This window comes from Paenibacillus filicis, from assembly GCF_038070315.1.
Lineage (GTDB): Bacteria > Bacillota > Bacilli > Paenibacillales > NBRC-103111 > Paenibacillus_G > Paenibacillus_G filicis.
The window spans coordinates 451,198-477,721 of the sequence record NZ_JBBPCC010000001.1; the positions used below are offsets into that span (position 1 = coordinate 451,198).

General features: G+C 51.5%; 25 protein-coding genes. 9 read left to right on the plus strand and 16 right to left on the minus strand.

Annotated features, from left to right (window positions below):
* Nucleotides 1–121 precede the first annotated feature (121 nt).
* Nucleotides 122–1,600, minus strand: a complete 1,479-nt coding sequence (locus WMW72_RS02095) for an Lsa family ABC-F type ribosomal protection protein (protein ID WP_341413745.1) — start codon at nucleotides 1,598–1,600, stop codon at nucleotides 122–124.
* A gap of 285 nt (nucleotides 1,601–1,885) precedes the next feature.
* Nucleotides 1,886–2,308 (minus strand): DUF1801 domain-containing protein, encoded by a 423-nt coding sequence (locus WMW72_RS02100; protein ID WP_341413746.1) that lies wholly within the window; start codon nucleotides 2,306–2,308, stop codon nucleotides 1,886–1,888.
* Nucleotides 2,309–2,432: 124 nt separating this feature from the next.
* On the opposite strand from WMW72_RS02100, the gene WMW72_RS02105 reads away from it, so the two are divergent.
* Complete coding sequence (locus WMW72_RS02105) at nucleotides 2,433–2,714, plus strand: ArsR/SmtB family transcription factor (protein WP_341413747.1); 282 nt, start codon at nucleotides 2,433–2,435, stop codon at nucleotides 2,712–2,714.
* Nucleotides 2,715–2,856: 142 nt separating this feature from the next.
* On the plus strand, nucleotides 2,857–4,026 hold the full coding sequence (locus tag WMW72_RS02110; RefSeq protein ID WP_341413748.1) for an MFS transporter: 1,170 nt from the start codon (nucleotides 2,857–2,859) through the stop codon (nucleotides 4,024–4,026).
* A gap of 149 nt (nucleotides 4,027–4,175) precedes the next feature.
* Here the strand turns inward: WMW72_RS02110 and WMW72_RS02115 are convergent, their stop codons facing one another.
* The 6 genes from WMW72_RS02115 to WMW72_RS02140 all read right to left on the minus strand — a co-directional run bounded on the left by WMW72_RS02115 (nucleotide 4,176) and on the right by WMW72_RS02140 (nucleotide 11,546).
* Nucleotides 4,176–5,999, minus strand: coding sequence for a glycoside hydrolase family 20 zincin-like fold domain-containing protein (locus tag WMW72_RS02115; RefSeq protein ID WP_341413749.1), 1,824 nt, complete (start codon nucleotides 5,997–5,999; stop codon nucleotides 4,176–4,178).
* A 43-nt stretch (nucleotides 6,000–6,042) separates the two neighbouring features.
* Entirely contained in the window at nucleotides 6,043–7,224 is a 1,182-nt protein-coding gene (locus WMW72_RS02120) for an N-acetylglucosamine-6-phosphate deacetylase (protein WP_341413750.1), read from the minus strand.
* 27 nt (nucleotides 7,225–7,251) lie between these two features.
* On the minus strand, nucleotides 7,252–8,031 hold the full coding sequence (locus tag WMW72_RS02125; protein WP_341413751.1) for a glucosamine-6-phosphate deaminase: 780 nt from the start codon (nucleotides 8,029–8,031) through the stop codon (nucleotides 7,252–7,254).
* Nucleotides 8,032–8,069: 38 nt separating this feature from the next.
* Nucleotides 8,070–9,623, minus strand: a complete 1,554-nt coding sequence (locus tag WMW72_RS02130; RefSeq protein ID WP_341413752.1) for an extracellular solute-binding protein — start codon at nucleotides 9,621–9,623, stop codon at nucleotides 8,070–8,072.
* 65 nt (nucleotides 9,624–9,688) lie between these two features.
* Nucleotides 9,689–10,537: a carbohydrate ABC transporter permease gene (locus WMW72_RS02135; RefSeq protein WP_341413753.1), complete on the minus strand. Its 849-nt coding sequence runs from the start codon at nucleotides 10,535–10,537 to the stop codon at nucleotides 9,689–9,691.
* A 37-nt stretch (nucleotides 10,538–10,574) separates the two neighbouring features.
* Nucleotides 10,575–11,546, minus strand: coding sequence for an ABC transporter permease (locus WMW72_RS02140; protein WP_423227502.1), 972 nt, complete (start codon nucleotides 11,544–11,546; stop codon nucleotides 10,575–10,577).
* A gap of 231 nt (nucleotides 11,547–11,777) precedes the next feature.
* Between WMW72_RS02140 and WMW72_RS02145 the strand changes: the two genes are divergently transcribed.
* Both WMW72_RS02145 and WMW72_RS02150 read left to right on the plus strand, forming a co-directional pair.
* Nucleotides 11,778–14,036 (plus strand): helix-turn-helix domain-containing protein, encoded by a 2,259-nt coding sequence (locus tag WMW72_RS02145; protein ID WP_341413754.1) that lies wholly within the window; start codon nucleotides 11,778–11,780, stop codon nucleotides 14,034–14,036.
* An 89-nt stretch (nucleotides 14,037–14,125) separates the two neighbouring features.
* On the plus strand, nucleotides 14,126–14,467 hold the full coding sequence (locus WMW72_RS02150) for a hypothetical protein (RefSeq protein ID WP_341413755.1): 342 nt from the start codon (nucleotides 14,126–14,128) through the stop codon (nucleotides 14,465–14,467).
* 30 nt (nucleotides 14,468–14,497) lie between these two features.
* Here WMW72_RS02150 and WMW72_RS02155 read toward each other — a convergent pair whose 3' ends face one another.
* The 5 genes from WMW72_RS02155 to WMW72_RS02175 form a co-directional block, all read right to left on the minus strand.
* Nucleotides 14,498–15,154 (minus strand): formylglycine-generating enzyme family protein, encoded by a 657-nt coding sequence (locus tag WMW72_RS02155; RefSeq protein WP_341414090.1) that lies wholly within the window; start codon nucleotides 15,152–15,154, stop codon nucleotides 14,498–14,500.
* A 60-nt stretch (nucleotides 15,155–15,214) separates the two neighbouring features.
* Nucleotides 15,215–15,583, minus strand: a complete 369-nt coding sequence (locus WMW72_RS02160; RefSeq protein ID WP_341413756.1) for a DUF4180 domain-containing protein — start codon at nucleotides 15,581–15,583, stop codon at nucleotides 15,215–15,217.
* Nucleotides 15,584–15,593: 10 nt separating this feature from the next.
* Nucleotides 15,594–16,439, minus strand: a complete 846-nt coding sequence (locus tag WMW72_RS02165; RefSeq protein ID WP_341413757.1) for an alpha/beta fold hydrolase — start codon at nucleotides 16,437–16,439, stop codon at nucleotides 15,594–15,596.
* A gap of 160 nt (nucleotides 16,440–16,599) precedes the next feature.
* Nucleotides 16,600–18,555, minus strand: coding sequence for a GTP-binding protein (locus tag WMW72_RS02170; protein ID WP_341413758.1), 1,956 nt, complete (start codon nucleotides 18,553–18,555; stop codon nucleotides 16,600–16,602).
* 127 nt (nucleotides 18,556–18,682) lie between these two features.
* Entirely contained in the window at nucleotides 18,683–19,498 is an 816-nt protein-coding gene (locus tag WMW72_RS02175) for a CAP domain-containing protein (RefSeq protein WP_341413759.1), read from the minus strand.
* A gap of 108 nt (nucleotides 19,499–19,606) precedes the next feature.
* Here WMW72_RS02175 and WMW72_RS02180 point away from each other — a divergent pair, with 108 nt between their 5' ends.
* The 4 genes from WMW72_RS02180 (at nucleotide 19,607) to WMW72_RS02195 (ending at nucleotide 22,359) form a co-directional block, all read left to right on the plus strand.
* Nucleotides 19,607–20,035 (plus strand): MFS transporter, encoded by a 429-nt coding sequence (locus WMW72_RS02180; RefSeq protein WP_341413760.1) that lies wholly within the window; start codon nucleotides 19,607–19,609, stop codon nucleotides 20,033–20,035.
* A complete protein-coding gene (locus WMW72_RS02185) occupies nucleotides 20,028–20,450 on the plus strand; it encodes a TetR/AcrR family transcriptional regulator (protein ID WP_341413761.1) in 423 nt (140 codons plus the stop codon). Before WMW72_RS02180 ends, WMW72_RS02185 begins: the two co-directional genes overlap by 8 nt.
* Nucleotides 20,447–21,316, plus strand: a complete 870-nt coding sequence (locus WMW72_RS02190; protein ID WP_341413762.1) for a phosphotransferase family protein — start codon at nucleotides 20,447–20,449, stop codon at nucleotides 21,314–21,316. Before WMW72_RS02185 ends, WMW72_RS02190 begins: the two co-directional genes overlap by 4 nt.
* A gap of 167 nt (nucleotides 21,317–21,483) precedes the next feature.
* Nucleotides 21,484–22,359: a LysR family transcriptional regulator gene (locus WMW72_RS02195; RefSeq protein WP_341413763.1), complete on the plus strand. Its 876-nt coding sequence runs from the start codon at nucleotides 21,484–21,486 to the stop codon at nucleotides 22,357–22,359.
* A gap of 39 nt (nucleotides 22,360–22,398) precedes the next feature.
* Here the strand turns inward: WMW72_RS02195 and WMW72_RS02200 are convergent, their stop codons facing one another.
* Genes WMW72_RS02200 through WMW72_RS02210 form a run of 3 tightly spaced genes read right to left on the minus strand, consistent with a single transcriptional unit; the run spans nucleotide 22,399 to nucleotide 24,984 of the window.
* Nucleotides 22,399–23,076, minus strand: a complete 678-nt coding sequence (locus tag WMW72_RS02200; protein ID WP_341413764.1) for an amino acid ABC transporter permease — start codon at nucleotides 23,074–23,076, stop codon at nucleotides 22,399–22,401.
* A 35-nt stretch (nucleotides 23,077–23,111) separates the two neighbouring features.
* A complete protein-coding gene (locus WMW72_RS02205) occupies nucleotides 23,112–23,933 on the minus strand; it encodes a transporter substrate-binding domain-containing protein (protein ID WP_341413765.1) in 822 nt (273 codons plus the stop codon).
* A 49-nt stretch (nucleotides 23,934–23,982) separates the two neighbouring features.
* Nucleotides 23,983–24,984, minus strand: a complete 1,002-nt coding sequence (locus WMW72_RS02210; RefSeq protein WP_341413766.1) for an oxidoreductase — start codon at nucleotides 24,982–24,984, stop codon at nucleotides 23,983–23,985.
* 223 nt (nucleotides 24,985–25,207) lie between these two features.
* Between WMW72_RS02210 and WMW72_RS02215 the strand changes: the two genes are divergently transcribed.
* Nucleotides 25,208–26,275, plus strand: a complete 1,068-nt coding sequence (locus WMW72_RS02215; protein WP_341413767.1) for an LLM class flavin-dependent oxidoreductase — start codon at nucleotides 25,208–25,210, stop codon at nucleotides 26,273–26,275.
* The last annotated feature ends 249 nt before the right edge of the window (nucleotides 26,276–26,524 follow it).

Below are 26,524 nucleotides of genomic sequence, written 5' to 3' on the forward strand. Positions count from 1 at the left end.
GGATACATCTCCGGCACCTGCTTCATTTTTTGGTGAACCATGTCAGCGATCTGCTGGAGTGACAGGCTCACCTGATCATCGACAACTTCTTCCATCACGTCATCCTCCTTCAAGTTATGAGTTAGAGCTCAATAACCTTGGTTGCAATGTTCTGGCAAAACTCACGGTCATGCTCCACAAACAGAATCGTGGGCGAGTATTCAAGCAGTAGCTCTTCGATCTGCATCCGGGACATGATATCGATAAAATTCAACGGTTCATCCCATATATGCAAATGTACGTTCTCACATAGACTTCTGGCAATCAGTACCTTTTTCTTCTGCCCGCCGCTATAAGCCGAAATGTCCTTCTCGAATTGAATTCTGGAGAAATCGAGTTTTCTTAGGATCGATTTGAACAGACTTTCATCAATCCCATGCTCCTTGGCGTAGTCCGTTAAATTCCCCTGTAACTGTGAAGTATCCTGCGAAACATAGGATATCTTCAGCTGACTTCCCTTCCGGAAGGTACCCGTATAGGGGATGTTCTGACCGCAGATGAGCTTGATGATACTTGATTTGCCGGAGCCGTTCTTACCCGAAAGCGCAATTCGATCCCCCTGCTCAATCGTAAAGCTGATATCGCGGCAAACTTCCTTCTCCCCGTAATCAATCGAGACATGGTCAAGCTCGACCAGTTGATGTTTATGAAAAGCTAGCTGCGAAATCTTCAAGGCTTCCGAGGTTTCGATATTATGAAGAAGCTTGGACCTGTCTTCAATCGCCGATTGCTGTCTTTGCTCGATGGATTTAGAGCGTTTCATCATTTTGGCTGCCTTATGGCCAATATACCCTTTATCCACCTTGGAGCCGGAATTTCTGGTGCCGTTCTTCGTCTTCTCCACTTCGTGGGACCAGTTGCTCGTGCGCTGCGCTGCATCCGACAACCGTTTGATGTCCTTCTTCAGCTTCTCGTTCTCGGCCAGCTCGAAGTGATCCTGTCTCTGCTTGTTTTCCCACCAGTCAGAGAAATTGCCTTGTTGAATCTCGATGCCGGTCTTGTTGATGGACAGGACATGATCCACGCAGTGATCCAGGAAGGACCGGTCGTGAGACACCAGAATAAACCCGCTTTTGCTTTTCAAGTAATGACTGACAATTCGCCTGGCATGCAAATCCAGATGATTCGTAGGCTCATCGATGAGCAGAAAGCTATTTTCTTTGAGAAACAAAGCCGCCAGCAGCACCTTCGTCTGCTCGCCATTGGACAAGGATTCGAACGGCCGGTATAAAACATCCTCCGAAACCTGGAGCAGCGACAGCTCGCGCATCAATTCCCAGAGCTGATAGTCCGGAACCATCTCCTCGATGATATCCAGCGTTAGATTTTCCTTGTGCTCCACTTGGAAAGGAAAATATTCGAAGCCGACCTTGGCGGAAATCGTGCCGCTGTATTCATACTCACCAAGCAGCAGCTTGAGAAACGTGGTCTTGCCTCTGCCGTTTCTTCCCGTAAAGCCTAGCTTCCAATCGGTATCGATCTGGAAATTGACGTTTTCGAAAATGTTATCGTAGCTGCCGTCGTAGGCAAACGTCAGGTTGGTTACTTTGATTGTTGACATAGAATCCATCCCTCCTGGTTGAAAAAACAAAAAGAGCTACAAGAAAGTTACCTTCTTGTAGCTCAAATAAATACGGCAAATCCAGCCCAAAAAAGGGCAGGACATGCCTATTCCGTTTGAGTTGAAAAGAATAAGTAACTTTCTTGCCCATAAAAAAATAAAACAAGCGAGATTTTTCGCTTTGACCCGTTTTATTCTTTTACATCATCAGCAAGAAATCCTACATTATTCTCTTCAACTCCTGTCATTAAGTTACAGTCATCTTATCATACCCACTTTATAAATTCAATCCTGCGGATAGGTCTCTCTCAGGAACTTGACCGATTGACGGATTAACGCCTGCAAGACATCCACGTGAATATCGGCTACTTTATTGATATAGACACAGCCTTTACCTGAGGTGTGTTTGCCGAAATTCTCCAGCAGCTCCTCCCGCTTCGTATCTCCAGTGGCAAAGTACAGACTGATCTTCGCTTTTCTCGGGGAAAAACCCACCAGCGGCGCATCTCCCTCGTGACCGGACTCGTATTTGTAATGGTAGGAGCCAAATCCGATAATGCTAGGTCCCCACATTTTGGCCGGATAGCCTGTCGTTTCCGTAAACATATCTAACAGCCTGTAAGCATCCGCGCGCTTGCCCGAATTCTCGATCTGCTCGATAAACTCGATGACACTATGATCGGTTTCTTTGGTTTTCAGCTCGTACATAGAAAGAATCCCTCCTATACTCGTCCATATTTCCGGCTTTCTTCCCGCTTGCCGACTATGTTATGATTAAATAATACGAACATGTACCGCGGTACCGCAAGTCGCAGGAAAGGAGACATGCGCTGTGACTACCTTATCAGACCAACAGTTCTCAAGAATTTCACGCGCACTGGCTGAGCCCCGGCGCTTCCAAATGCTCAAAGAAATCGGTGCTTCGAAAGATCCGTTAGCTTGCAGCGTCCTGCAAGAAACCCACGATGTAAGTGCACCTACGATCTCTCACCATCTCAAGGAACTGGAAACGGCAGGCCTTATTCGAGGGATACGCGAAGGCAAGTTTATGAGCTATGTCCTTCAAGAAGAGGTGCTGCGCGCCTATCTGGATCAGCTCTCAGACATTATATAATCGGCCTACATCCTAATCGTATCATATCGCTTTGTTCGAGGAGCCATTCGGCTCCTCTTTTTTTATGGCTTGACGAATTCTTCATCAATATGATACTTTTACAACTGTCTAATTGTTTGAAGAGAAAAGGAGATGCCTCGACATGCCAAGATCCAAATCACTCATGGTTTTCATCCTCGCCTTCGGTATCTTCGGCATCATTAATACCGAGATGGGCATTATAGGCATATTGCCGCAAATCGCCGTGAAATATGGGATTTCCGTATCCCAAGCAGGCCTGCTTGTTAGTCTTTTCGCGCTGGCCGTTGCGATTGCCGGACCCATTCTGCCCTTGCTATTCTCCGGAGTCAATCGCAAGGCGATTATGCTCTGTGTCGTAGGGCTGTTCGTGATCACCAATGTGATTGCCATTTTTGCTTCTAATTTTACCATAGCCCTCATAGCTAGAATTGTCCCGGCCTTTTTTCATCCCGTTTATTTCTCGGTAGCCTTTACTTCGGCCACCAGCTTTGTCAGTAAAGACCAGGCTCCCAAAGCGATAGCTCGGGTCTTCATGGGCGTTACGGCAGGGATGGTCATAGGCATCCCGATCACGTCATTTATCGCAGATGTCTCGACCATTGAAATGGCCATGCTGTTCTTCGCTGTAGTTAATGCCTTAGCGTTTATCGCGATTCTCCTATTCGTTCCGTCTATGCCTGTTATGGAAAGAGTATCTTACGGTACGCAGCTAAGCGTACTGAAAAAACCCGTCCTTTGGTTAAGTATGATAACGGCCGCATTCGTCTTGTCAGGCATGTATGCCGTCTTCAGCTTCTTTGCCGAGTACTTGGATAAAGTCACCCGCATGTCTGGAGGCCTCATCAGCCTGATGCTGGTCTTATTCGGTGGAGCGGGCATTATCGGTAATTTGTTTGCCGGTAAATGGCTGAGTCAGCATGCGGCTAGAACGGCGCTCTTGTTCCCTTTTGGATTAGGAGTCATCTATTTGCTGGTTTATCTCATGGGTGCGTTCACCATGCCGATGGCCGTTCTTATCCTCTTGTGGGGCGTTCTTTTCACGCTTGGACTCAATATCTCTCAATACTGGATTACATCAGCCGCTTCAGAAGCGCCTGATTTCGCCAACGGCTTGTTTGTCGCCTTCGGCAATCTGGGTGTCACGATAGGCACCTCCGTTGGAGGACTTTTTGTCTCAGGCATGGGAACTGAGCACGTCGTGTGGAGCGGTATCTTATTTATGGTGCTATCCTTCGTAACGATTGCGCTCAGAACCTCGATGTACCGTACCAAGCAGGTGAGCTCTGGTTAACGATTCACGGGATCATTCGATCCATCGGGCACGACCTATCACGCCATAAAGATGACCGCAGTCATAAGTGACTGCGGTCATCTTTATGGCTTTCTAACAGGTTGTTACAACCATGCCTGGTTAAGCTTGGTATCCCTAGCAGCTGCAAGCTATTCATCAAGATTCAGACCCATCTCCTGATACATCGTCCTCTCCAGATAGTCATGCAAGTAAAACCGCGACCTCACAAAATGCTCAGCCATATCCGCCGGCTGGAACCGCTCCAGCACGGTCTGCATCCGGGGGCGCACAGCCTCCCGGCCGCGACGGTTTCTCTGATAGTTGTTCAGCAGGGAACGCCATTCGGCTTGATCCCCAGGATAGAGCTCCCAGCGATACACATATTTATGGATCGTCCGCGACCGGTCCGTCGCCTCCTCGAAGCTATGCATGATTTCAATTAGCTCAGCATATTCTCGGTTCTTGCGAACCTCGTCCATCAGCTTCCAGATGATATCGTAATAGTCCTCGATACGATAATGACCTAGCTTGCCGTGACCGACCTCCGGGCTAATGCCATGGAATTGATGCAGGAACCGGTCAATAAACGTGTCCGTATCGCTGCCGCGGTTCCAGCACAGGTCGGCATGGAGCAGCATCGGATACCAGGTTGTCTCGAACACGCCGTATGGAACCCCCAGGCTGAACGGCCCCGTCCAATTCGTCGCCACGCTGCAGTCGATGCCGAGCTTATCCGCTGTCTTGTTCCATTGGAGCAGGTTATCCACCCGGTTCGCAATGACCGGATAATTCTGATGCTCCGCCCCGTCGAAGCTTCGGACAGCAGGAGCCCCCATCACTCGGATGCCCAGCTCACGAAACTTGGCTGTGAGCGCCGATACTTCCGCATCGATATTTCGCCCGTTGTAGATCCAGATCATGGCTACACTGCGTTTATCGAGATGCTGGAGTTCCTCTAAGGGACACTTATCCAGCATGTCGTGCCAGAAGATCGGCGTCTTGCCCCGGCTGGCTGCATGGTCAATCAGGAGATTAAGGAAAGAGATAAAGGCCCTCTCCCTGACTCCCTCGAAACGCTCCTGGCAATCCGGACATTCGCAGAGACTGTACACCTCGTCACAGCCGAGATGAATGTAGCGGGAATCGGGATGGCGATCCATGATCTCGCCCAGCAATCCCTTGATCAGCTCAAACGACTCTGGCTTGGACGGACATAGCTCGCCCGTCGACTTCTCGGTTTCCCTCAGATGCTTATAGTTCTCATGTCGCAGCACATATTCCAGATGACCGAAGCTCTGCTGCAAAGGAATGATTTCGATGAAATACAGGAATGCCGTCTGCTTCAATTGCTCCAGCTGCTCCGCTTCGATCGCATGCTTAGGATGAGCCAAATCCGGATAAGCCTCAAAGGGGAACTTGTCCTCGTATTCGATCAGTACCGAATTGATTTTGTAGCGGGCGGCATCCGCCAAGTAGGCATGCAGCAGCTCAGGCTTGGAATAAGTTTGGCGCAAATCGTAATTCATGCAGCGTAGAGCCGTATCCGGCCAATCGACGATCTCGACGGCCGGAATCGCTTCATACAGCTCTACCAGCTGCAGCAGCGTCTGCAGCCCGTAGAACAGACCTGCCGAATCCAGCGCCTGGATGATGATCCCGGTGCCATCCGCTTGAAGATGATAACCTTCGCGCTTGCCGCTGAGAAGACGAGCAGTCTCCTCCATGATCCCCGCATGGTCCTGTCGAGCAGCGCTGTCCTCCTGGTCGCGATCCACCGAGTCTATGCGAATAGCATAACCCTCGCCACCAAGCTTCTCGCTGAACACTAGCCCAGGGAATAGGCGGCGGCAGTGCAGCTCCAGCCGGGGGTCGGCCCTCTCCATCATCAGCGTGACTCTTGGCTCTTGGGGGAGGTGAAAGCTGTCTCCGGGTAAAAAGCTTAGCTGCTTGACTTGCGGTATGAAAGCGATCATATGTAATCCTCCTCGGTCTGCCACCCTTGTGTCATCGTCGTTCTCAATCATATTCGCCGCTCATTTCCTGTAAAATGCCGGCCTTGCAGCAGTTCAAAATCCGCAGGCGCCCTGCGACCCGGTCAACTTGTACAAGATCCGCTGGAGCGCCCACCTTAAGACCTTGCTCCTGAGGCAATCCGAGCATCGCTGCTGGATGCAGGGACGCACAGTCCCAGGCATCCTCCAGTGACGCCAGCCCTTGGTCCGCAAGATAAGCGACTTGCTCCTTCAGCAGCCTAGCAGAGCCTGCCAGCAGCTTCGGATGATCGGCCAGATGCAGCCTTCCTTCCTCGGTCAGCACCACATCCCCTCCGATATGAGGGTGGTAACGGCCTGGCGGCATTCCGCTGAAGGATACCGAATCACTGACGACAATTGCCCGTTCGCCCTTCATCCGCAGGATAACCTTCAGTACAGCGGGCGGGAGGTGGAAGCCATCTGCGATCATGCAGCCGTACAGCTCATCGGCAGCCAGCTGCTCCCACAGGTAGTTCGGATGCCGGGGAAGCGTCAGATGCGTTCCGTTACCCAGATGGGTGGACATCACGGCACCGGCCGATACCGCTTCCCGAATCTGCTCAGCGGTTGCTCCCGTATGCCCGATGGAGACAATGACGCCGCTCTCCGCGCAGCGCGAGATGAAGGACAGCGCTCCCGGCCATTCGGGAGACACCGTCACCATGCGAATCCTCCCTTCCGCTGCGTCTTGCCATCTGCAGAAGGCGGACCAGTCCGGCGGACCGACATGCTCAAGCGGATGAGCACCCCGAGGACCGTCCTCCGGAGAAATAAACGGACCTTCCAGATGAATCCCGACTATGCAGGCCGCAATGGCCGGATAGCTGCGGGCTGCTCCAGCAATGGCGCCCACAGCTTGCTCGATCGCCTCCGGGCTGTTCGTGATGACCGTCGGACAATAGGTCGTCACTCCCTCCCGGAGCAATGCTCTGGTCATCCGCAGCACCGTATCCGGCCTAAGCGGAAGCGTGTTCATATCTAGACCGAAACAGCCGTTCACCTGCAGATCGATCAGACCGGGAGCAAGCCATGATAGGCTCCCGGCTTGGTTCGAATGGGCGGCAGCGAAGATATCGAGGATCCGCCCGTTCTCGATATGCACGAAGATAGGCTCTCCTGTTCGATAATGCAATCCTTCCAGAACAAACTTGGTTTCCTTAACCATACAGCCGTCCCCCTCTCATCCTGACCGTTACCCGAGCTGACCAAATGAATCGGTATCCAAGTACATCGTCGCTCTCGGATGCGTACGCAAGATGGAAGCCGGGCAGGCCGTCGTAATGGGACCATGGACCGTCTGCTGTACAGCATGCCGTTTTTTGACGCCAGGAACGATACCATACAGCTGTTCCCCGGACATCAGGGCCGGAATAGTCAACGTGATCGCATGGGTAGGCACTGCCTCGAGCTCAGGGAAACAGCCGTCATTCACCTGCTGCTGCCGGCATGCCCTATCCAGCTCAACTGCCTTAACGAGACGGGGGTCCTCGAAATCCGCTACCGGAGGATCGTTGAAGGCGATATGTCCGTTCTCCCCAATACCAAGACAGACGATATCGATCGGTCCTTCCCGAAGCATAGCCGAATAACGCGCACATTCCTCTTCGATGCTGCCCGTGCTGTCCAGAAGCTCCACTCTTCCGGGCTGCACCAGGCTGAACAGGCGATCGTTCAAGTAGTTGCCGAAGCGCTGGGGAGCCGACTCGGACAGTCCGATATACTCATCCATATGAAAAGCGGTGATGCGGGACCAATCTATCCCTCTTTCTTGCACGAGCCCTTGGTATAGCTCATCCTGCGATGGAGCCGCGGCGAATACCATCCGCACCTGCCCCTTCGATGCCAATAGCTCTCTCAGCCTCGCTCCAACCTGTGCTGCTGCAGCCGCTCCCATGGCTCTGCGGTCTTCATACACGTTGACCCGCAGCTTATCCGCTACATGCGTCATAACCGGCTGACACTCGTTAGTCATACCTGCCTTCCATCCTCTCTGCGGGTTCAATCTTAGCCTTACTTAATGATCCGGGCATAAGCTCCCTTGTACGTATTCAGCAGCTTGTCAACGCCGAGATTTTTCATCTCTCCCACATATTGATCCCACTCTTTCAAGCTTCTGGAGCCGGTAATGAACTTGGCGAAGTTCTCGTCACGATGCTTTTGTATCGCTTGACCCGTAAGCGAGATGACTTCATTTTCGCTTTCCGTAAAGGCAGGGCGCGGCTGCATCGCAGGCGGGTCATACTTGGCTGCTTCCTTGTACGCATTTTGCAGATCCTTGGAGAACAACGACAAGTGAGCGTTGTAGTCGATCCATGTGTACGTGCCGCTTGTCTGCAATCCCGTCTTCTTGCGCATGTCGGTTACATCTGTGAACTCGGGCTTGAATTTAATCGTATCGCCTTCCTTCACGAAGGTTTCGCCCTCTACGCCCCAGCTGGTCAGCAAGCGTCCTTCCTCCGAATAGAAGAAGTCCATAAATTTCATGACCTCCTTAATATGCTTGGAAGTCGATCCCACCGTTAAGCCACTCTCCAGGTAGTGGAAATATGGATTTTGCTGTTTGCCACCTGCTATGCCAGCAGGAGGAGCCATGAACTGCATATGAAATGCCGGATTTTCCTTCTGCATCGCGTTGTTAAAGAAATCGACGCGGCTAATGTAATCGAACGTTACGAACGCCTTGCCTGTGGAGACCATATCCTGCCATTGCTTGGTTTGACTGGACAGGAAGTCAGGGGGGATCAACCCTTCATCATAGAAGGTTTTCCACATGCCAACCATAGCCTTGTAATTGTCTTCGATGGGTCCGTAACGCCATTCCTTCTTATCCGTGTCATAATACGCCCCTTCTCCGGTCTCGAAATTCACGGTCATATGGGCGTTCATTTCATCCGGAATTTGACCGTAGCGAATGGCGAGCGGATAGCTGCCCGGGTATTTGGCTTTCAGCGCTTTCAGCACCTCGTGCAGCTCCTCATAGGTCTTGGGAGCCTTCAGCCCTTCCTTCGTGAATACGTCTTCCCGGTACAGCCAGATCATCCGATTCGTTTCTCCGAAGCCCTGGTTCGGGAACATATACATTTTCCCGTCGGCCGATAAAGCAGCCTTAGCTTCCTCCGGATATCGCTCCATCCATTTCTTCAAATTTGGCATGTCTTGGATATACGGCAAGATATCTACAAGCGCGCCGTCTTGACCGAACCTGTTGGCTTGCCTGCGGTTGGACATGTGCATCAGATCGGGCATCGACTTGGAAGCAACGATCATATTAAGCGATTCGTCCAGCTTGCCGGACGGCGTCTGTACTTTCAGCGTAACGCCTGTTTTCTCCTTCAGCCACTTCCACACCGGCCAATTCTCCGTATAAGGGAAGGTCGGGTTGTTATCCAGCAGGGCCGTGAACGTTCGGCTCGGAAGTGCGGATGCTTCGCCTTTCCCTTCATGGGCCACTCCATTGCTAGAACCCGATGATCCGGCAGGGTCCGATTCGCTTTGTTGACAACCTGCCAGCAGCGTTACCGCCATCATGGCGGCAACAACTGGTTTCATAACTGTTGTTCTCATACCAGCAACTCCCTCTTGTTAAGTAGATGCGATCTGACGACTAGCGGCTTGGAGCCTCAGAGGCTTTAACCTTTTACCGCTCCAATCATGGACCCCTTGACAAAATATTTCTGGACGAACGGATACACGATCAGGATCGGAAGCGTAGACACCATAATCGTGGCATACTTCAACGATTCTTCAACAATCTGGTTATCACCTCCTATTTGGGTTACCTCTCCTGAGCTGACGCTGCCGGCAAGTACCAGATTCCGCAGGAGCACCTGCAGAGGGAACAGATCCGGGGAACGCAAGTACAAGAGCGGGAACATAAAATTATTCCATAACCCCACCGCATAGAAGAGGGCGATGGTCGCAAAGGATGCCTTGGACAGCGGAACGATAATGCGCAAGAAGATCCCGATATCGTTCAGTCCGTCCATCCGTCCCGATTCCTCCAGCTCCTTCGGAATACCGGAGAAGAACGTCCGCATCAGAATCAGATTCCAGGTGCTGACGGCTCCCGGAAGCACCATGCCCCAGATCGTATCCACCAAGCCCAGGGAGCGGACAACGAGGAAAGTAGGAATCATCCCGCCGCCAAAAAACATCGTGAAGACAATCAGCATCGTCAAGGGCTTATGGAACGCCATATCTTTGCGGGAAAGCGCATAGGCGCCCATGGACGTCACGATCAAGGCGATGACGGTTCCGAGAACCGTGTAGACGAGCGTATTCTTGAAGGCAACCCACATCTTCGGATCGCCCAGAACCAGTTTATACATGTTGACATTCAGACCTTTGGGCCAAATCGTAACCTCATTCTTCATAATGTAGATGTCGCTGCTAAGCGATACGGCGAGCATATGAAGAAACGGATACAGCGTAACGACGACGACGAAAAGCAGTACCATGGAACTTAGAACGTTGAACATCGTTAAGGATTGCCGATTCATAACCGATCCCTCTCTTCTACCATAGGCTGGTCTCGCTTACCCGTCGGCTGATATAGTTGGCACTGCAGATGAAGATCAGGCTGATGATGCCCATGAACAGGTCGATCGACGCGCCGTAGCTGAAGTTGCCCTGCACGATCCCGATCCGGTACACATAGGTGCTTATAATATCTGCCGTCTCGTAGATGGCCGGGTTCTGCAGGAGGAATACCTTCTCGAAGCCGATCTCCAGCACCGAGCCTATATTCAATATGAGCGTAATGACGATAGCGAATGAGATACCCGGCAGCGTGACATGCCAGAGCTTGCGCATTCGGCCTGCCCCGTCCATACTCGCCGCTTCATACAGCTGCGGGTCCACGGCAGTCAGCGCTGCCAAATAAATAATCGTCTCCCATCCGATATGCTGCCAAATCTCAGAGAGTACATAGATGCCCCGGAACAGCTCCGGATGCATCATGAAGTTGATAGGCTCGAACCCGAGTGCCTCAATCATGCGATTGATCGTGCCTCCCGTCGGCGACAAGAACATAATGACCATGCTGGCCACAATAACATTGGATATGAAATGAGGCAGATAGCTCACGGTTTGGACAAACCTCTTGAACACGACCACTTTCACTTCATTCAGTAAAAGCGCCAATAGGATCGGGGCTGGAAAGCCGAACGCCAGATTACACACGCCCAAGACGAAGGTGTTTTTCATCAGCAGCAGGAAATCCGGATTTTCCAGAAACATTCGGTAATACTTGAAGCCTACCCAGTCGCTGGCCCAGATGCCCTTGAACAAATTATAGTTCTTGAAGGTGATGACGAGCCCGAACATCGGCGCATAACGGAATACCAGATAATAGAGAAGGCAGGGGAGGAACAAAAGCCACAAGTACTTGTTTTTATGCCACATCCGTTGAAACCGTCTTGGCTGCACCAGCTCAGGTACCAGAACCCCCTTTCTGAGCGTATCTTTCATTTCACTTGCTTGAGCCATACACATATCTCCTCTATGCATAGTAGGTGTCAGAACATCTGCCGCCAAGGAAGAACCTTGTGTCTGCATTATAGCGGGCAATGACTGCACAAATATATCCTCAAGTTATACGGCTAATCACCTGATCATCCAATAACGTGAAAGATGTGTATGAATCATCAAAAATGAATATTGTTCATACCAGGCCCGCACTTTATGATAAAATTGTTAAAACCCTTCTGGAGGTTTTTCATGAATAGAACATCGCGGTTCAAGCTTGCTTCCAGTAGCTTGTTCGTCAAGCTGATGCTGAGCTTCCTCAGTGTGATTCTGCTGCTCGCTGCCTTTAATCTGTTTTCGTATATATACTTACGGAACAAACTCTACAACGAAATCATTCGGTACAATGAGCTGGGCATCAAGCAGACGGTAGAAAACTACGAGAATCATTTCCGCTTGACCCAGAATATGATCCTCTCACTCACCCGAACCGATAAGTGGATTCCCAACATCAGCATCTTGAGCCATGTCAAGGAAAACCGGCGTTATGACAAAATCAATGAAGTGAAAACGGACCTGACGACCCTGTACACAAACCCTTTTCTGCATTTTGACAATTTCATTCTGTACTTCAAGGACGATGGTTATGTGGTGGAGAAGGAAGGCACCAGCAGCGCCGAAGACATGTTCACCAAGTATTATTCCAGCGAAGCTTATCCGTTTGATTTCTGGAAAGGCATGTCCACTGACAACTACTCTCTGAAAATTTTGCCAACCGCCGTCTTTACCGAGAAGTCGATGAACTCCGTGCGTTCAATCGGATCGCAGATGCCCCTGGTGATCAAAGCAGCTCCTTATGAGAACGTTTACTTTATTATCATGATGAATCCGCAGAAACTGTTTGCTGCCTATGCCGGTGCCGGCAATACCCCGTTCTATATCATGGATCAAGAAGGAAGAACCCTGTTCGCCTCCCACGATTCGGCAGAGGCCCAGCTTCCGGCTTCTTACCAGGAGGGCAAGCATCATGAGCTCAACGGCGACTTTTTTTATTTCTATGAAAAAGGGGCTGACACCGGGCTCACCTATGTCCGCGCTGCACCGATCGCAACCATTACCTCCGAGATGCTGAAATTGAATATTTGGCTCGTTACCCTGCTTGTGGCGGCTATCCTGATCAGCGTCGTGACTTCGGTGGTGCTCAGCCTGCGGCTTAACCGCCCTCTGCGGCTGATGATCGAAACGCTTGAGCGCAAGCAGGCTGAAGCGCTGCCCACGAGCAATATCAAGGAGTTTGCGATTATTAGCGACCGGATGAGCAGCATGATGAAGACGAATGAGCGAATTCGGCTGGATTTGGATAAGAAAAATACACTAGTGCGCCAGTATGCCTATACCAATAAGGTGAAGAATATTCCGATGAGCCTGTACCTGACAGAGCTGGAGGATGCCGTACAGTTGGATCAGCCTTACGCGGCCGTCCTTTACGAAATCAATTTCAAAGATCCTTCCCTCAACTATGACCAAGAAATTCAATTGCTGCGGAAGCTGATTCATAGCATATTCAACACAGCTGACGATCAGATTGTGACGCTACAGATCGAACAAAATCAGCTGATGTCGCTGATTTTCAATCCAAGCTCCAGAGACGAAATTCTTGGCACCCTGGGCACACTTAAGCAGCTGCTCCTTGCCGACGATTATCTCTATCTGACCATCGCCGTCAGCCCGTTATATACAGAGGAAATGCCATTCACCGATGCCTACGAGCAGTTGTCGCTTCTACTGAAGGAAAAGAGGCTTGTCGGGGAGACACAAATTATCGTGGAGCCTCGCATGATCTCATGGAAAGCTTTTAGCTGGAAGATGACGCAGAAGGAGGAACTGCATACCCGCCTCCTGACCGGGAGCGAGGAGTCGGTATTGGAGTGGACTGACCGGCATGTGGATCAACTGGTGCAGAAGGATGCCGCCTCGGAGGTTTTCCAAACCTTTGCCCGTGGAGTCGTCGAAGAAGTGGAGAAAACTTTGGTGAAGCTGAATCTTCAGAAGCAGGCGGAGACAAGGAAGCGTTCAAGCCTTGACCGCTTGGGCCAATTTTACTCGTCGGAGCAGTACAAATCCTGGTTCAGAGAGCTGCTTCGTCCCGCTCTGGCAGCCATACGAACCCATAGCAAGACCAAGGACCCGATCACAAGCTTTGTAACGGAATATTTGGATCAGCATCTCTGTGAAGATATTAACCTGGACCTTGTGGCTGACAAGCTGAACATTACGCCAGGCTACCTGTCCAGTTATTTCAAAGAGAAGACCGGCACTAACTTTAGCGATTACTTGAACGATCTTCGGATCAGCCGCGCCAAGGAGCTGCTCACGAATGTGGAGCTGCGCATCCAGGACATCGCGGTTCACGTAGGCTACCAGAACGTCAACTCTTTTATCCGGATGTTCAAGCGCTATTCCGGCATTACCCCCGGTGAGTACCGGAAGCGGAGTTTGGGAAGCTCGTAGAGAAGGAACACGAACCAGGAGTCACGGTGAACGTGGCCCTGGTTCGTGTTAAGCTATAATAAACGATCCGAAGGAAGGAGCGATTTCAGATGGAAACCGTGGAATTCATCGCTATCAGCGCCTTAATCCTGTCTCTCCTGCTTCTGCTCAAAGTATTCAGTCTGCAGCGGCAGCTCCATGAAATCAAGTCAGACCTGCAATGGCTTAGCAGCCAGCCGGAAGGTTCAGGATCACCTAGGCCCAGCGAGCCTCCTGCTTCACCAAGGACCCGCATAAGCTCCCCTCCCCCTGTAAATCTTGATCAGAGATTACGCGCACTGCTTGCTTCAGGAAAAAGAATTCAAGCCATCAAAGAGTACAGAAACGCGAGCGGACTCAGCCTCCAAGAGGCCAGAGAATATGTGGATGCCCTGGAACAGAGCCCGTATTGATCCGCAATTGCAGCAGATAATCCAAGCGGTTTAGTTGGTATCCGTCAGGGACCTGGCAAGACGAAAGCCGAGATCATCGATTCGAAACGTCGGGTGACTGCGGCGGCGGCATGTCGCTCCGCAGCCCCTGGCCTCTTCCGCCCAGCTGCCGCCGCGGAAAATTCGGTAGGAGCCATATACGTTCGCATCGTACAAGTCCCAGCACCACTCCCAGACATTCCCTAACATATCGTAAAGGCCCCAAGCATTGGGCTGCTTTCTACCCACCTCCTGCACCCTGCCCTCAGCATTTTCATGATACCAGGCTATGTCATCGAGCTCGCCGTACCGGTATCCGGTCGTTCCGGCCTTACACGCATATTGCCACTCCGCTTCTGTAGGAAGACGATACCCGTCCGCCTCTGCGTTACAGACGACACGCTCGCCGTCCTCGCTCACCGAGTAGCATACCTTTAGCCCTGCCTGTCGAGACAGCAAGTTACAAAAAAGAATAGCATCATGCCACGAAACATCCACAACCGGAGTCTGGCTTTCGTCTTGAGGTTCCACTGACTTGTGCATGATGGAGTCATATAAGGCCTTCGTAACGGGAACAGGCGCAAGCATGAAAGCATGCACCTGCGCCGTCCATGTTGCCTTTATGCGATCATCTCGTAATGCAATTTCGCCCGAGGGAATGGTTACCATCGAATATTCGGCCTGAGTAGTCCATATGTTTGACACCTATCGTCCTCCCGGCTCCGTCTTCTATTTCAACCTACTTAACTTTTCAATCCCTTGCTGTTCGGTTGGCAGGAAAAAAACATCTTTTCCGTTATTACTTTCGTAGATGAAATCTCGAAGGCTCTTGCTTGCATACCCCGAGAAATCTCCGATAATAGCAATCTTTACATGATAATTGATAAACTTCTGAAGAATTTCGCCAGCAAGGCGTGTTTTCAAATCAAAAAAGCTTTCGCTCAACAGAGATTTATTTAGCACGATCCGATGGCAGCCCGTTTCATATTGCACGCTTGCCATCAGATCCAGGGCTGTCTGAACATCCTCAATGAGAACCTCACTTCCGGTAACAACGGCAATATCACTCCCATGAGCTTCTACCTTCACTATATTCATAATCATCCTCCTAGGCGGGTAATAAAAAAGGTAAGATACGGTGCGTCAGATGGATAAGAACATGACCCTGATCAGGAATCAGGTTAATCTGGGCATGAGGTGCTAATCTGGAAAGTCTGTCTGCTGATTTTTTGGAATGAAGCATGACATCTTGTTCACCAGCGATTAACAGGATCGGCATCGTTAACCCGCTAAGTTCACTATCCGTAAAGACAGGTACGGGTCCAGAACGGAATTTATAATGACTTGAGATGAGTTTGAGATGCTTCAAGGCTTCTTCAGGGACAGACTGGTTACCATTCACCAGCCGGGTAACTTTATCTTTTCCTTTTTCCCCTAGCAGCATCAACGGTATTACTTTAAATATAAAGGATATTTTCTGCGGACCAATACCCGAAGGGGATATCAACACCATCTTCTCCACCTTAGCCAGGTGCTTAACAGCGAAATTAATGATCATCCAAGCTCCTAGCGAAATGCCTACAAATGACGCTTGTTGAAGCTGTAGAGAATGAAGAACATCCTCCATCCACTCCGTATATGCCGGACTGTTCAATGCATACTGCTTCTCCTCACTCTTCCCAGGGTCACCAGGAATATCTACGGCAAATACTCGATAATGCTGGGCATACTTAGCCATATCTCCAACCCACATGGACGAGTTGGAACCGGACCCATGCAAGAGAATGAGCGGAGGCAACGATGGATCTCCACTCGCGATGATATAGGTCATTCCATACCGCGTCTTGACATGAATTTCTTCATAAGGAACAGTACATCTTGCAAGTAATTGGCTATAGCTATTTAAGACCGTAGCTTTCCCGTCTTCTGATTTGAATATCCCTGTATTATTCATGATTCACACCTCTTTGTTATCAAGAACCTATGTTAATAGTAACCTATGTTAATGGTGGTGTAAATATGAAAATTACAGGCATGTTCATTCAACTCAAAAAACCCGCGATGATTCGCGGGTTTTCTTGCTATTGACCTTCATATTGGGGCTTCCTTTTCCGTTAGAGTAAATGCATCTTCGCTTCCGCCTGATCCCACGGCACCGTGTACCCGTGGCCCTTCGCACAGAAAATTGATGACGAGCTATACAGCGGATCGGCATCCTTGCGGTAGGCTTTGCGTTCGATCACCTCTTGTTCATTATGACAACGATCATAACCGCCAAAGACCAATTGAATGATGCCTCTGCCATGCGTAAAAGCGGCCAGCTCCGTACTATAATCCATGAAGGTAGCCACGGGTACCTTGCCCGTAATGATTGCGCGCGTAGCCGTGGTGCTCGGCGGATCGAAAGTGCCGCATGCTTGCTGAATATCCGATAACACCTTGCCTAAATAATCAATTTCCACTTTGATTTTATATTCGTAATAAGGCTCAAGCAGCACGTTCTCCGCTTTCTCCAAGCCTTGCCTTAACGCACGGAACGTTGCCTCGCGAAAATCGCCGCCATGCGTATGCTCATTGTGAGCGCCACCCTTCAGCAGCGTGACTAGGATATCGGTCAACGGCATGCCGGTTAATATACCATGGTGGTCACGCTCATAGAGATGCGTCCGGATCAGATTTTGGTTGCCTATGGTTAGATCATTCGCATGACACAGATTTTCAAATGCGATTCCGCTGCCCCGCACCCCAGGTTCCAGCAGCAGATGTACCTCGGCATAATGTTTCAGCGGCTCGAAGTGACCATATCCTTTGACCGTGCTCGCGATCGTTTCTTTATATAAAATTTCAGGGCTGCCAAAGGAGACGTCGAACTGGAAACGTTCCTTCACAAGCTGCTGCAGCACTTCCAGCTGAATAATCCCCATGACGTGAATATGGATTTCCTGCAGACTTTCCTCCCAGATCACATTCAAGGAGGGGTCCTCTGCATCTAAAGTTTTGAAGGCTTTCAACACATCCTTCACGTTCAGGGAATCTGCGAATATCACCTTGGACGTGAGCGTCGGCACCAGCTCATAGTCCAGCCTGTCCGAGTAGATACCAACGCCCTGTCCAGTCTCTGCAAGCGAAAGCCCAATGACCGCAAACAGATCGCCTGCCGATACATGGTCCACCGGCTGCAATTTACTCCCATTGATCCTAAGCAGCCGGGTCACTTTCTCGCCTATACGTTCCTCACCGTCAAGGTAGCAGACTTCTTCTCGAACCTTCAAAGTTCCACTTAGAGCTTTGATATACGTCATACGCACGCCATTAGGGTCATGGCGGATTTTATATACACGCCCTCCGAATAGTCCCAGCTCATCATAAGCTGAGGTCGTCAACAGATGCAGCTGCTCCAGAAATTCAGTCACCCCGACATCCTGCAAGGCTGAACCCCTGGCACAAGGAAAGATCTTATGGTCCCGTATCATGTCCCGCAGCGTCCGCAGCCAATACGTCTGATCTTCCGTACCTGCCAGAAATGCCTCCAGTACCTCTTCGTCACGTTCCGCTAGGCTTTCTATCAAGGCTTCACCCAATTGGCCGTTTGCGAAGCTTCCGGTAATCCAGCAGGTATCTGGGGTCAAATGCATCTGAATGTCCTCGATGACTCGGTCCGCATCCGCGCCAACCCGATCCGTCTTGTTAATGAAAAAAAACGTTGGGATGCCGTGCTTCTGCAGCAGCTGCCAGACGGTTTCGGTGTGACCTTGAACGCCTTCCACCGCGCTGACGACGAGTATCGCATAATCCATGATTTGAACGGCGCGTTCCATTTCCGGCGAGAAATCAACATGCCCAGGGGTATCAATCAAATAATAGGTGGTCCCTTTATAGGACATGACAGCCTGGTCTGCAAACACGGTAATTCCTCTTGCCCGCTCTATCTGATGGCTATCGAGGTAAGCATCCTTATGGTCCACCCTTCCCCGCTCCCGGATGCTTTGCGTATGATAAAGGAGTTGTTCGGCCAATGTGGTCTTGCCCGCATCCACATGGGCGAACATGCCAATCGTTATCTGGTTCATGCGTATCCCCTTTGATTTTGCTATAGGTTTCCTTCGTAAAGACGCCCCATTATCATATCATAACGCAGGAATCCCAGGCTTTCATCCATAGCAAAAAAACGGCATCTCTGCCGTTTTAGGTATCGTACTAGCCAATAAACTCTTGAACCCACTCGCCATTATAATAGGCTATGCCAATTTGAGTGTAGCTAGTATTCAGTATGTTGGCGCGATGTCCGGGACTATTCATCCATTGGTCCATGACTTCCGTAGGACTCGACTGGCCGTTGGCGATATTTTCCCCTGCCGTGCTGTAGGAAATTCCATACGATTTCATCATATCGAACGGAGAGCCGTAGGTCGGGGACTGGTGATCAAAATAATTGTTATTGTACATATCCTGCGCTTTGGCCATGGCCACTTTCGAGAGCTCGCTATTCATGCTTACGGCATTCAAGCCTGCCTTCGATCTTTCTTGATTCACCAGATCGAGGACTTGCTGCGCATATTGGGATGAATCTGCAGACGGCTGCAGATTTCCGGACGGCTGTGGGTTTGCGCGCGTATTGGGATTGCTGGGCTGCTGCGGATAGGCAGACGGATTGGGATTGACGGACGGCTGCGGATTTGCAGACGGATTCGGGTTGTTGGTCGGTTGTGGATTTGCAGATGGATTCGGATAGACGGATGTTTGCGGATTTGCAGACGGATCCTGTATCGTACGGTTCAACCAATCCATCAAGTTGGAATTATCAACGGGTGCTTCTTTAATGGTGACTGACTTTGCCCCATCCTGGGTAGAAATGGATGAAGCCTGTTGTTTGATCGTTGACGCCCGGTTCGAATAACCGTTATGAGTTTCAACTTTGGATTGCTCGGGCGTTACTTGCTTGGCCGTCAGGTTTTTACTTGAACAGCCTGTCACGAGCAATAGCGCCGCTGCTGCTACAATAAATGACTTCATAATAGCCCCCCCTTAAGGTGAATGTGATCCTGTCAATGTACAAAGATTGTGCAAAATGTCTTTGATTTATTCAGACTTCATTCACATTCAACATCAAGCTGGGAGCACATGGAAAAACCACCCCTGCTGGCGCAGATTATTGGCACCTTGGTCGTCGGTCGCATCATTGATCGAAAAGGGCCTGTAACACCGTTCACCTTCGCACTCCTATTGTTTATCGCCAGGCTGATCGCTGCCGCGACAGCAAGCGATATGTATACTATGATTATGGCGCGGGCCATGCAAGGCCTAGGTGCAGGTGCTAAGATGATTTGCGTGTATACAGCTATTTCCTTGAGTTACCCCGATAAATTACGGGCCAAAATTCTCGGTGCATTCGGTACAGCCTATGTTCTTCCGTCCATGATCGGTCCTTATATTGCGGGCCTAATCGCAGATCAGTGGTCCAGGAGGTTAAGGCCTAAGGCGGTTGTTTGTGCTTGCGTTCATAATCTGCATATAAACCCGCAAGCCTATTTAGCAAGAGAATATGGATGAAGTTAAAGATCGGGTATATGAGATGGCTTTAGAACTTATGCGGGATCAAATCTTCAGCTATCAGGACAGCCAGAACTCGCCAGCGCTGAATATGGCAATCGGTTTTTTGCATTTTGCCAAACATGAGCGGCACATGTTCCAGTTCGTGTATTTATCGGGGTATAAAAGCATTGACTTAAGTCAGGAGGTGTTTGCCGGGGAAACGTTAAGTATGAAACCCATGCTTCATAGCAAGCGGTTTCAAGCTATCGACGAGAAAAAGCAAAGGAATATTTTTATTAACATCTCGATCTATCTCATTGGGGTTGGCACCATGATCCATTCAGGCACGCTAAGGATGGATTTCCATGACGCTGTGAACATGGTTAGGAATATGTATGAGGCACTCATATCCTACGAAGGGAGACCCTCATGATGCGAATGATTGGAAAGAAAGTCGGCGAGGGAGGCTGCTCGGAAGTATTCGAATGGGGCGGAAATCAACAAATCGTGAAGGTAGCGAAGGACAACACGATCGCTGAAGCGGTAAAAAGAGAATTCTCGAATAACCTGCTCGCCTGGGAGAACGGCTTGCCCGCCCCCCGTCCCTATGAGCTGCTGGAAGTCGGTGGCCGTCCCTCCATTGTCATGGAAAGAATCCATGGGGAATCATTGCTGCAGCATTTTTTCCGTTACCTGATGCAATCTCCCTCCGAAATCAATTCAAATGATGATCCACATGAAACGATAAAAATTACTGCAAGGCTATTGCACGAAACGCACCGCATGGGCAACCTCCCTCTTCCTTCTCAAAGAGACATGATGACATCCTCCATTCGCTCGACGGGCTACTTAACCACATCCGAGAAAGAACAGATCATCCAGCACCTGAACCGGTTACCCATCAAGAAGCAGGTCTGCCATGGGGACCCTAATCCGGGCAACATCATGATTCGCGGGGATCAGGCGGTTCTCATCGATTGGATGAACGCTTCGACCGGCAACCCTGAGGCTGACTTGGCCGAATATATCATCATGATCCAGTATGCCATCTTGCCTCCTCACGCTCCGAGCCAAGCGGTTGCCCGCTTCGATACCCTGAGAGCGCATATCATTGAAGTGTTTTGCGACGAGTACCGGCGCCTATCAGGCGATTCTCTTGATCAAGTGGATGACTGGATCCTGCCCGTTGCAGCACGCAAGCTATGTGCGGATGCCATTAGCGAGGAAGAGAACATGCTGCTTCTCGCCGAGATCAGGTCGAGGCTTTCATACATAGTCAAAAGCCATCACTTCAAGTGATGGCTTTTGACTATGTATGGCTTAGGAGGAGGAGCTTCTAAGCTTATCACTGCGGCTACCGCGGCAGTCGCAGCGAGCTTGCCAAACAACCAGCCCTGATTTAAGCAAAAGGCAGTTTCCAAACCATCATTTGTTTGCGATAATACTCATTAAGGAGATGAAAAAACTTGGATTTTCTACAATTACGTTACTTTCAAAGACTGGCGCAGCTGGAGCATATGACGAAAGCTGCGAATGAGCTTCACGTCTCGCAACCGTCGCTTAGTCAATCTTTGGCGAGACTCGAGGATGAGCTGGGGTTTCCCTTGTTCGCGCGCAATGGGCGGGTCATTCGGCTCAATGACTCCGGTAAGGCATTTCTCGTCCGCGTAGACCGTCTATTCGCCGAACTGGAGGCAGGAAAGCGCGAAGCTGCGCAGCTGGCCGGCGTCGACCGCGCTTCCGTCTCCTTTGGCGCCATTCATCTTGAGAGCGTCCCTGGCTTGCTCGGCGCCTACATGGCGGATCATCCTCACACTTCATTCAGTCTCCATTACGGCTGCAACCGCACGATGGTACCGGCGCTGCAGCGCGGTGAGCTCGATTTATTTATCAGTTCTCCGCTCGTGGAAAAGGAAGGTCTGATTACCGTACCGCTCTACGAGGAGCGGCTAGTCCTCTACGTACCGCACGGCCATCGCCTGGCCAACCAACGGAAAGTCGCTTTGCGGGAAGCTGCGTCCGAAGCTTTCATCGGACTGCAGGAAGGATCGGGACTTCGCGAAGCGTCGGACGACTTCTGCGGGCGAGCCGGCTTCGCTCCTCACTTATCGCTTGAGATCGCCGATCCGACGCGTCTGGCCGAGCTTGTCGATGCTGGGATCGGCGTTGCGCTCATTCCCGGCACGCTGCTGTCCGATGCGCAGTTGAACTCGCCGCGCGCACTCGACGTCTATGACCCGGAGCCGATCCGGCGGATCGGCTTGACCTGGGTCGGCAGCCAGCCTCTTTCCCCTGCTGCAGAAAGCTTCCGCCAGCGCCTCATTACGCATTTCACCGCTTAGGCGGAGGTTCACCAAGCTTTAGAAGCGGCGAGCCGCCCCCTACGTCTCTGTCGCATAAGGGCGATTGAGCCTGTTTTCCACCAGCCTCTGCAGCTTGCCGAACACGAAAGCCACCACGAAATATAATAGACTGACGGCTAAGAAGCATTCGAGAAACCGCAGCGTGTCCGCCGCCATCAGCTTAGCCTCTCCCATCATCTCGGTCAGACCGAGTGTGAAGGCAAGCGATGTTTCCTTAATAATAACGGTGTACGTATTGCCCATGGCAGGGAGAGCCGTTCGAAACGCCTGTGGCAGCAGAATGCGCCGTAATCCTTGTCCCCGGCTCATGCCGACCGACAACGCTGCTTCGATCTGACCCCGGTCTACCGAATTAATAGCTGCCCGGAATATTTCGGCCAGATATGACGCGTTGTTCAGGCTGAGACCGATCACGGTCGCCTGAAACGCCGTGATGACAGCCAGTCCCGGCAAGAGCTGCGGCAACCCGTAATACAGCAAAAACAATTGGACCAGCAGCGGCGTAGACCGGAAAAACAACACGTAAAAGCGGGCCGCGCCGGAAATAGCGGCAGAGCGTGAACGAATCATCGACTCCAGCACGAGACCGAGCGCGACGCTAAGTACCATAGAGAGAACAGACAGTTCGATCGTCAGATGAATCGTGCGCAGAAGCCGGGGCACCGCGGCAATAAAGTATTCGAAGTCGAACAGCATGACGGTGTTTCCCCTCCGCTAATCGCAAGCTGGCTTCATGAGCCCGGCTTGCTCAGATCTTCGCCAAACCATTTTTTCGACAGCTCGGCCAGCTTGCCGCTCTTCACCAGTTTCTCAAGCCCTTTGTTTACTTCCTTGATACGCTCCTTGTTGGCCTCATTTCGCACGAATACGCTCGCAGCAGGAATAACGGTGAACGAATCGCCCGCAATCTGCAGCGGCTGCCCTGTCTTCTTAATGTACGCAAGACCGGCCGCCGTCGTCGTGAACGTCGCTTCGATCCGTCCCACCGCGACATCGGTGAACCCGCCTTCGGCGGTCTCGTAGTTCACAATCTCGATCTTGCCCTCCGGATCGGCTTCCTTAATATACTTGACGAATGTCGGGCTGCCGGTCAGCACACCGATCTTCTTCCCTTTCAGATCGGCTAGCGACTTGACCTTGTCATTCCCCTTCTTCACAACGAGTCTTGCCCCGGAATATACATAGGGCTCGGCAAAATCATACTTCGACTTGCGCTCTTCCGTCGTCGCGATCGAGTTGGCGATCGTATCGATCTGACCAGCTTCCAGTGCGCCGAACAAGCTTGCGAAATCGATAATTTTCCATTCGACCCGATAGCCGAGTTCACGCGCCAGCTCATTCCAGATGTCGATCTCGTATCCATCGAGCTTATCGGACCCGGTCGTGTCCTTGAAGGTATAAGGATAGAAGGAAGCATTGGTCCCGATTCGAATGACTTTCTCAGGAGCGGCTGCAGCCTGCTTCGTTTCGTTTTTGCCGCATGCGGTCAGAAGCCCTGTGAGCAGCAGCGCCGAGAGCGTAAGCGCCATCGATTTTCTTGTCCATCGTTTCATGTGAGCATCTCCTTTTGTTTGTCCGCTAAGTTCGTTCATTCAGATGGAGCTAGGTTCTTAAGACTGATGCCGGATTCGGCTCCAGCAGCCGGTGCGCGAATACGGGATCTGCCTGCAATGGACGCCCGATGGCGATGATATCGGCCAATCCGTCCCGAATCGCCCGTTCAGCCAACGTTCGGGTATGAATGCCTCCCGCTGCAAGGACCGGCAGAGACGTTCCGGCTTTGAGATACGCCGCGTACGGGAGCTGATACCCTGGATCAAGGTCGCTCGGACGATCCGGCGTCAGTCCGCCGGTCGTGACGTGAACCGCATCCAAGTATGGGGCAAATCGGCGCAGTGCATCCGCTGTGTCGGCTGCGGTAATGCCGCCGTCCGCATGATCGGTGGACGAAATGCGGATTTGCAGCGGATACGTAGGCCCGACAGCTTCCCGAATCGCTTGCAGCACCCGCTGTGCGAATCGCGAACGATTGTCAGGCGATCCGCCGTATGCGTCAGTCCTCCGATTGGTCAGCGGGGACAGAAACTGGTGGAATAAATAGCCGTGAGCCATATGAAGCTCGATGCCGTCGAACCCTGCTTCGACACTTCGAACTGCGGCGTCGCGGAAGTGCTGCACGGTGTCTGCGATATCGTCTTCCGTCATCGCCTTCGGCGTAGGGTATCCTTCGCCGAACGGAATCGCGCTGGGCGCAAGCAGTTCATGTCCTGGTACGGGCAGCGCTTTGCGCCCGCCGTGGGCCAATTGAATGAACGCGTGCGCGCCTCCAGCATGAATGGCGTCTACGATTCGCCCGAGCGGCTCCGTGTGCGAATCGCGGAAAGCGCCGATGTCGTTCACGAACAAGCGGCCGTCCGGCGCTACCGAAGTCGATTCTACGATGACGAGACCTACGGCGCTGGAGCGTTCTCCATAATGACGCGGATGATAGTCCGTCGCGTGACCATCCGCATCCCCTTGGTATTGCTGCATCGGCGCAAGCGCCAGCCGATTGCGAAGCTGAACGTTACCGATTCGCAGCGGTTCATGAAGATATAATGCCATAGCTGCCCCCTTAACCTTTTATGCCGATCTGTATTATCGGTTTTCTATCCGAGTATAGCGAATGACCCCGTCGGGAAACCAATACGTAGTTCGCTATGTCATTCATAAGGTCAGACTTATAAGCGACATAGCGGATTTCGTATTGGAGCCGTTGCCGCCTTCGTTGGTATCGTAGATCTTAGCGATTCATTTCAGAAGTCGCATGATCCGGGAGGTTGCACATATGAGTTTTGAATTTGGGATTTACACATTTGGAGACGTGACGCCAGTTCCGGGGATTCGGAAAACCGACATCGCGAAACGCCGCTTGGATGAAGTCACCGCTGCAGCGGTGTTGGCGGACGAGGCTGGACTTGATTTTTTTGGAGTGGGGGAACATCATACGCATAGCTTTTCGATATCCGCTCCGAGCGTCGTGCTCGGCGCGATCGCAGGCCAGACGAAACGAATCAAGCTGACGAGCGCTACGACGGTGCTAAATACGGTTGATCCGGTGCGGCTGTTCGAGGAATTCTCGACACTGGACTTGCTGTCGAACGGGCGGGCAGAGATTGCAGCCGGGCGCGGGGCGCTCGTGTTTGCGGATACGTACGACTTGTTCGGTTACAGCCTCGAAGAGTACGATAGCTTATTCGATGAGAAAATCAGGCTGCTGCTGCAGCTGAATGCCGAGGAAAGCATTACGTGGAATGGCCGTTTCCGGCCTTCTCTGCATCAGGCGGACGTTGCTCCGCGCCCGATCCGGCCAGAAGGGCTGCCCATCTGGATCAGCGTCGGCCGTACGCCGGAGAGCGCCGTGCGGGCAGGCACACTTGGGACGGGTATTTCGTTCGGTCTGCTTAGCGGCGATCCGAATCGGCTGAAGCCGCTGGCCGATCTGTACCGGGAGGCTGGACGCGCAGCCGGACACGATCCTTCCAAGCTGCAAATCGGCGTCTCCAGCCATGGGCATATCGCCAAGACGGAGAAGCAAGCGCTCGACAATTACTACCCGCACCATACCCATTACTTCCAACATATTCAGAAGCGCCCCGTCGCCGATCGGCTGCCTCGCGCTGACTTCGACCGGATGACCGCAGCTGATCAAGGTCTTGCTGTCGGCACGCCATCTCAGATCGTAGAAAAAATCTTGTACCAGCACGAATTGCTTGGCCACAATCGCTATTGCCTGCAGCTCGACATCGGCGGCCTTCCTTACCCGCTCGTCGCCCAGTCCATCGAGCTGCTGGCGACGGAGGTAGCGCCTGCCGTCAGACGCGCTCTCGCCAACCGCTCGACACCGGCTCTTTAATCTCGAACATATCTTGCGTACGACAGAAGGGCCCAGGATTGGGGAAATCCTGAGCCTTTCTGTCATCTGTATGATCATTATCAAGATGATGATCCTATAAAACACACTTGGACGAAAAAGCTTCATCACAATCCATTTCTCCTTTGCATCACTTTCATTGATAACGATTATTATCCTCAATTGGTATTATACCGCCGGATTAATCTGCCGCCTAGAAAACGATCGGACCAAATTCAGTGCAAAAACGGA

Coding starts and splice junctions, on each gene's coding strand:
- WMW72_RS02095 (WP_341413745.1), bottom strand. CDS start 1,600: ATGTCAACAATCAAAGTAACCAACCTGACGTTTGCCTACGACGGCAGC.
- WMW72_RS02100 (WP_341413746.1), bottom strand. CDS start 2,308: ATGTACGAGCTGAAAACCAAAGAAACCGATCATAGTGTCATCGAGTTT.
- WMW72_RS02110 (WP_341413748.1), top strand. CDS start 2,857: ATGCCAAGATCCAAATCACTCATGGTTTTCATCCTCGCCTTCGGTATC.
- WMW72_RS02115 (WP_341413749.1), bottom strand. CDS start 5,999: ATGATCGCTTTCATACCGCAAGTCAAGCAGCTAAGCTTTTTACCCGGA.
- WMW72_RS02120 (WP_341413750.1), bottom strand. CDS start 7,224: ATGGTTAAGGAAACCAAGTTTGTTCTGGAAGGATTGCATTATCGAACA.
- WMW72_RS02125 (WP_341413751.1), bottom strand. CDS start 8,031: ATGACTAACGAGTGTCAGCCGGTTATGACGCATGTAGCGGATAAGCTG.
- WMW72_RS02130 (WP_341413752.1), bottom strand. CDS start 9,623: ATGAGAACAACAGTTATGAAACCAGTTGTTGCCGCCATGATGGCGGTA.
- WMW72_RS02135 (WP_341413753.1), bottom strand. CDS start 10,537: ATGTTCAACGTTCTAAGTTCCATGGTACTGCTTTTCGTCGTCGTCGTT.
- WMW72_RS02140 (WP_423227502.1), bottom strand. CDS start 11,546: ATGGCTCAAGCAAGTGAAATGAAAGATACGCTCAGAAAGGGGGTTCTG.
- WMW72_RS02145 (WP_341413754.1), top strand. CDS start 11,778: ATGAATAGAACATCGCGGTTCAAGCTTGCTTCCAGTAGCTTGTTCGTC.
- WMW72_RS02150 (WP_341413755.1), top strand. CDS start 14,126: ATGGAAACCGTGGAATTCATCGCTATCAGCGCCTTAATCCTGTCTCTC.
- WMW72_RS02155 (WP_341414090.1), bottom strand. CDS start 15,154: ATGGTAACCATTCCCTCGGGCGAAATTGCATTACGAGATGATCGCATA.
- WMW72_RS02160 (WP_341413756.1), bottom strand. CDS start 15,583: ATGAATATAGTGAAGGTAGAAGCTCATGGGAGTGATATTGCCGTTGTT.
- WMW72_RS02165 (WP_341413757.1), bottom strand. CDS start 16,439: ATGAATAATACAGGGATATTCAAATCAGAAGACGGGAAAGCTACGGTC.
- WMW72_RS02170 (WP_341413758.1), bottom strand. CDS start 18,555: ATGAACCAGATAACGATTGGCATGTTCGCCCATGTGGATGCGGGCAAG.
- WMW72_RS02175 (WP_341413759.1), bottom strand. CDS start 19,498: ATGAAGTCATTTATTGTAGCAGCAGCGGCGCTATTGCTCGTGACAGGC.
- WMW72_RS02180 (WP_341413760.1), top strand. CDS start 19,607: ATGGAAAAACCACCCCTGCTGGCGCAGATTATTGGCACCTTGGTCGTC.
- WMW72_RS02185 (WP_341413761.1), top strand. CDS start 20,028: ATGGATGAAGTTAAAGATCGGGTATATGAGATGGCTTTAGAACTTATG.
- WMW72_RS02190 (WP_341413762.1), top strand. CDS start 20,447: ATGATGCGAATGATTGGAAAGAAAGTCGGCGAGGGAGGCTGCTCGGAA.
- WMW72_RS02200 (WP_341413764.1), bottom strand. CDS start 23,076: ATGCTGTTCGACTTCGAATACTTTATTGCCGCGGTGCCCCGGCTTCTG.
- WMW72_RS02205 (WP_341413765.1), bottom strand. CDS start 23,933: ATGAAACGATGGACAAGAAAATCGATGGCGCTTACGCTCTCGGCGCTG.
- WMW72_RS02210 (WP_341413766.1), bottom strand. CDS start 24,984: ATGGCATTATATCTTCATGAACCGCTGCGAATCGGTAACGTTCAGCTT.
- WMW72_RS02215 (WP_341413767.1), top strand. CDS start 25,208: ATGAGTTTTGAATTTGGGATTTACACATTTGGAGACGTGACGCCAGTT.